Genomic DNA, 5,828 nt, shown 5'->3' with positions numbered 1-5,828 from the left:
TGCTATAGTCGAGGGCTTCGCTACTGAGGCGGTGCTGCAGAGATGCGGGGCGCTGGAGGTTTGGGTGATGATGGGGTCTAGGCCTTGTTGTTGCCGGGGCTGAGAAGGTGGAAGAAGAAAGTTTGGTTTTGGGTTGTAGGTGGTGTAAAAACCGGTATATAATTCAAGGCTTCGCTGAGTAGAATTGGATGCCGCAAGGTGCTGAGTTTGAAAGGTGATGAAAACAAAAAAGTTTTCAAAAGTTTGACAGTTCTTCGAAAACTGTGCTAGAATTCAAGGCTCAGCTGATCGCAGCTAAGTCGGGAAAACAAAGAAAGACTACGGTCTTTGTGAGTGATCCGGTTCATTAAAAATATACAGCCGATAAGCGTGGGCGTTTGATGGCGAGTGCCAAGTTCTTTGGAACTAGTGCTTAGCACTACAAACGCTCATGAGAGAGAAGTGAAGTTCACTTCAATTCTTAATTATGAGTTGCTCGAAAGAGCGAAAAAATCAAGATCGAACTGTAGAGTTTGATCCTGGCTCAGATTGAACGCTGGCGGCATGCCTTACACATGCAAGTCGAACGGTAACAGGTCTTCGGATGCTGACGAGTGGCGAACGGGTGAGTAATACATCGGAACGTGCCCGATCGTGGGGGATAACGGAGCGAAAGCTTTGCTAATACCGCATACGATCTACGGATGAAAGCAGGGGACCGCAAGGCCTTGCGCGGACGGAGCGGCCGATGGCAGATTAGGTAGTTGGTGGGATAAAAGCTTACCAAGCCGACGATCTGTAGCTGGTCTGAGAGGACGACCAGCCACACTGGGACTGAGACACGGCCCAGACTCCTACGGGAGGCAGCAGTGGGGAATTTTGGACAATGGGCGCAAGCCTGATCCAGCCATGCCGCGTGCAGGATGAAGGCCTTCGGGTTGTAAACTGCTTTTGTACGGAACGAAAAGACTCCTTCTAATAAAGGGGGTCCATGACGGTACCGTAAGAATAAGCACCGGCTAACTACGTGCCAGCAGCCGCGGTAATACGTAGGGTGCAAGCGTTAATCGGAATTACTGGGCGTAAAGCGTGCGCAGGCGGTTATGTAAGACAGATGTGAAATCCCCGGGCTCAACCTGGGAACTGCATTTGTGACTGCATAGCTAGAGTACGGTAGAGGGGGATGGAATTCCGCGTGTAGCAGTGAAATGCGTAGATATGCGGAGGAACACCGATGGCGAAGGCAATCCCCTGGACCTGTACTGACGCTCATGCACGAAAGCGTGGGGAGCAAACAGGATTAGATACCCTGGTAGTCCACGCCCTAAACGATGTCAACTGGTTGTTGGGTCTTCACTGACTCAGTAACGAAGCTAACGCGTGAAGTTGACCGCCTGGGGAGTACGGCCGCAAGGTTGAAACTCAAAGGAATTGACGGGGACCCGCACAAGCGGTGGATGATGTGGTTTAATTCGATGCAACGCGAAAAACCTTACCCACCTTTGACATGTACGGAATCCTTTAGAGATAGAGGAGTGCTCGAAAGAGAACCGTAACACAGGTGCTGCATGGCTGTCGTCAGCTCGTGTCGTGAGATGTTGGGTTAAGTCCCGCAACGAGCGCAACCCTTGTCATTAGTTGCTACATTCAGTTGGGCACTCTAATGAGACTGCCGGTGACAAACCGGAGGAAGGTGGGGATGACGTCAAGTCCTCATGGCCCTTATAGGTGGGGCTACACACGTCATACAATGGCTGGTACAGAGGGTTGCCAACCCGCGAGGGGGAGCCAATCCCATAAAGCCAGTCGTAGTCCGGATCGCAGTCTGCAACTCGACTGCGTGAAGTCGGAATCGCTAGTAATCGCGGATCAGAATGTCGCGGTGAATACGTTCCCGGGTCTTGTACACACCGCCCGTCACACCATGGGAGCGGGTTCTGCCAGAAGTAGTTAGCCTAACCGCAAGGAGGGCGATTACCACGGCAGGGTTCGTGACTGGGGTGAAGTCGTAACAAGGTAGCCGTATCGGAAGGTGCGGCTGGATCACCTCCTTTCTGGAAAACTGCATTCAAGATTGAACGCCCACACTTATCGGTTGTTGGAACAAGCCACAGACCTGCGAAGCGATTCGCGGAGCTGAGGAATGGGTCTGTAGCTCAGCTGGTTAGAGCACCGTCTTGATAAGGCGGGGGTCGTTGGTTCGAGCCCAACTAGACCCACCAAATTCCAATACACGGATACGGTATGAGGACACTGGGGGATTAGCTCAGCTGGGAGAGCACCTGCTTTGCAAGCAGGGGGTCGTCGGTTCGATCCCGTCATCCTCCACCAACACTGCGGTAGTAGGTAGTAAGAAGATTACTCAACACCAAAGCGGCTTTGACTGGAAACGGTTAAGGCTTCTTTGTTGTTGATCAATATCGATTGATCAATCGGCTGTTCTTTAAAAATTCATAGAGTCGAATCAGAGTTGCTAGCGGAAACTGCACATTCGTAAAGGTTTAGTGCAGACCGTGCCGCTAGCAACAAGAATTTTTGATTGCGTCAAAACGAATATTCAAACCTAGTTTGAAATTCTTAAGTAATACGATGACAACTCGAAAGGGTTGAAGTTGTTTACGGCATAACGCGTCAGGTGAAAGACCTGGCAAGTCCTTGAAAGATTAGACGGCGGTGTTTCGCAAGAAACGTCAAAGTTATAGGGTCAAGTGACTAAGAGCATGTGGTGGATGCCTTGGCGATTACAGGCGACGAAAGACGTGATAGCCTGCGATAAGCTTCGGGGAGCTGGCAAATAAGCTTTGATCCGGAGATTTCTGAATGGGGAAACCCACCTCGCAAGAGGTATCGCATGATGAATACATAGTCATGCGAGGCGAACCGGGTGAACTGAAACATCTCAGTAGCTCGAGGAAAAGACATCAACCGAGATTCCGAAAGTAGTGGCGAGCGAAATCGGAAGAGCCTTCTATTGATAGCACGACTGTTAGCAAAACGGAATGGAAAGTCCGGCCATAGCAGGTGATAGCCCTGTATGCGAAAACAGACGTGTGGTACTAAGGTAGAGAAAAGTAGGGCGGGACACGAGAAATCCTGTCTGAATATGGGGGGACCATCCTCCAAGGCTAAATACTCGTAATCGACCGATAGTGAACCAGTACCGTGAGGGAAAGGCGAAAAGAACCCCGGGAGGGGAGTGAAATAGATCCTGAAACCGCATGCTTACAAAAAGTAGGAGCCCGCAAGGGTGACTGCGTACCTTTTGTATAATGGGTCAGCGACTTACATTCAGTGGCAAGGTTAACCGAATAGGGAAGCCGTAGAGAAATCGAGTCCGAATAGGGCGAATCAGTCGCTGGGTGTAGACCCGAAACCAAGTGATCTATCCATGGCCAGGATGAAGGTGCCGTAACAGGTACTGGAGGTCCGAACCGACTAGTGTTGCAAAACTAGCGGATGAGCTGTGGATAGGGGTGAAAGGCTAAACAAACTTGGAAATAGCTGGTTCTCTCCGAAAACTATTTAGGTAGTGCCTCAAGTATTACCGTCGGGGGTAGAGCACTGTTTAGGCTAGGGGGTCATGGCGACTTACCAAACCTATGCAAACTCCGAATACCGACGAGTACAGCTTGGGAGACAGAGCACCGGGTGCTAACGTCCGGACTCAAGAGGGAAACAACCCAGACCGCCAGCTAAGGTCCCTAAAATTGGCTAAGTGGGAAACGAAGTGGGAAGGCTAAAACAGTCAGGATGTTGGCTTAGAAGCAGCCATCATTTAAAGAAAGCGTAATAGCTCACTGATCGAGTCGTCCTGCGCGGAAGATGTAACGGGGCTAAGCCAGTTACCGAAGCTGCGGATTTGCAATTTATTGCAAGTGGTAGGAGAGCGTTCTGTAGGCCTGTGAAGGTGTCTGGTAACGGATGCTGGAGGTATCAGAAGTGCGAATGCTGACATGAGTAGCGTTAAAGGGGGTGAAAAGCCCCCTCGCCGTAAGCGCAAGGTTTTCTACGCAACGTTCATCGGCGTAGAGTGAGTCGGCCCCTAAGGCGAGGCAGAGATGCGTAGCTGATGGGAAACAGGTCAATATTCCTGTACCGATCAATAGTGCGATGTGGGGACGGAGAAGGTTAGCTCAGCCAACTGTTGGATATGTTGGTTCAAGCCTGTAGTCGTGCCTGGTAGGCAAATCCGCCGGGCTTAGATGAGGGGTGATAACGAGTCTGCTTGCAGACGAAGTGAGTGATACCCTGCTTCCAGGAAAAGCCACTAAGCTTCAGCTATTGACGACCGTACCGCAAACCGACACTGGTGCGCGAGATGAGTATTCTAAGGCGCTTGAGAGAACTCAGGAGAAGGAACTCGGCAAATTGATACCGTAACTTCGGGAGAAGGTATGCCCCAAGTAGGTGAACCTGTACAAGGCGAGCCCAACGGGGTTGCAAAAAATCGGTGGCTGCGACTGTTTAATAAAAACACAGCACTCTGCAAACACGAAAGTGGACGTATAGGGTGTGACGCCTGCCCGGTGCTGGAAGATTAAATGATGGGGTGCAAGCTCTTGATTGAAGTCCCAGTAAACGGCGGCCGTAACTATAACGGTCCTAAGGTAGCGAAATTCCTTGTCGGGTAAGTTCCGACCTGCACGAATGGCGTAACGATGGCCACACTGTCTCCTCCTGAGACTCAGCGAAGTTGAAATGTTTGTGATGATGCAATCTCCCCGCGGAAAGACGGAAAGACCCCATGAACCTTTACTGTAGCTTTGTATTGGACTTTGAACAGATCTGTGTAGGATAGGTGGGAGGCTTTGAAGTGAGGTCGCTAGATCTCATGGAGCCAACGTTGAAATACCACCCTGGTGTGTTTGAGGTTCTAACCTAGGTCCATTATCTGGATCGGGGACAGTGCATGGTAGGCAGTTTGACTGGGGCGGTCTCCTCCCAAAGCGTAACGGAGGAGTTCGAAGGTACGCTAGTTACGGTCGGACATCGTGACGATAGTGCAATGGCATAAGCGTGCTTAACTGCGAGACTGACAAGTCGAGCAGATGCGAAAGCAGGACATAGTGATCCGGTGGTTCTGTATGGAAGGGCCATCGCTCAACGGATAAAAGGTACTCTGGGGATAACAGGCTGATACCGCCCAAGAGTTCATATCGACGGCGGTGTTTGGCACCTCGATGTCGGCTCATCTCATCCTGGGGCTGTAGCCGGTCCCAAGGGTATGGCTGTTCGCCATTTAAAGAGGTACGTGAGCTGGGTTTAAAACGTCGTGAGACAGTTTGGTCCCTATCTTCCGTGGGCGCTGCAGATTTGAGGAAGCCTGCTCCTAGTACGAGAGGACCGGAGTGGACACACCTCTGGTGTATCGGTTGTCACGCCAGTGGCATTGCCGAGTAGCTAAGTGTGGAAGAGATAACCGCTGAAAGCATCTAAGCGGGAAACTCGTTTCAAGATGAGATCTGCCGGGGCCTTGAGCCCCCTAAAGAGTCGTTCAAGACCAGGACGTTGATAGGTCAGGTGTGGAAGCGCAGTAATGCGTTAAGCTAACTGATACTAATTGCTCGTGCGGCTTGACCCTATAACTTTGATAGCCAACACACGCAAGTGTGCAAAGCTCAAAGATTGTTATGCCAAGTTGACGCAGTCAAAAGACACAAAATCTGATTCCAAACTCTATGAATTCGCCAGGCTGTTCCGCGAACAGCCCAGCACCAAGTTATGCCTGATGACCATAGCAAGTTGGTACCACTCCTTCCCATCCCGAACAGGACAGTGAAACGACTTTGCGCCGATGATAGTGCGGGTTCCCGTGTGAAAGTAGGTCATCGTCAGGCTCTTACAGCCCA

2 tRNA genes and 3 rRNA genes are annotated in these 5,828 nt (G+C 50.9%); all 5 read left to right on the top strand.

Annotated elements, in window-relative coordinates:
- Nucleotides 1-500: 500 nt before the first annotated feature.
- The 5 genes from AC07PV_RS24970 (at nt 501) to rrf (ending at nt 5,816) form a co-directional block, all read left to right on the top strand.
- Nucleotides 501-2,033, top strand: a 16S ribosomal RNA gene (locus AC07PV_RS24970).
- A 91-nt stretch (nt 2,034-2,124) separates the two neighbouring features.
- Nucleotides 2,125-2,201: transfer RNA gene (locus tag AC07PV_RS24965), tRNA-Ile, on the top strand.
- A gap of 33 nt (nt 2,202-2,234) precedes the next feature.
- Nucleotides 2,235-2,310, top strand: a tRNA-Ala gene (locus AC07PV_RS24960).
- Nucleotides 2,311-2,681: 371 nt separating this feature from the next.
- Nucleotides 2,682-5,560: ribosomal RNA gene (locus AC07PV_RS24955) — 23S ribosomal RNA — on the top strand.
- Nucleotides 5,561-5,703: 143 nt separating this feature from the next.
- Nucleotides 5,704-5,816 (top strand): 5S ribosomal RNA (gene rrf, locus AC07PV_RS24950).
- Together the 16S, 23S and 5S rRNA genes with 2 tRNA genes alongside form the textbook arrangement of a ribosomal RNA operon.
- The last annotated feature ends 12 nt before the right edge of the window (nt 5,817-5,828 follow it).

The sequence above is a fragment of the Acidovorax sp. GW821-FHT09A11 genome, assembly GCF_059418365.1.
Note: the sequence above shows the minus strand (reverse complement) of the source record. Positions and strands in the feature narration are given on the sequence as shown.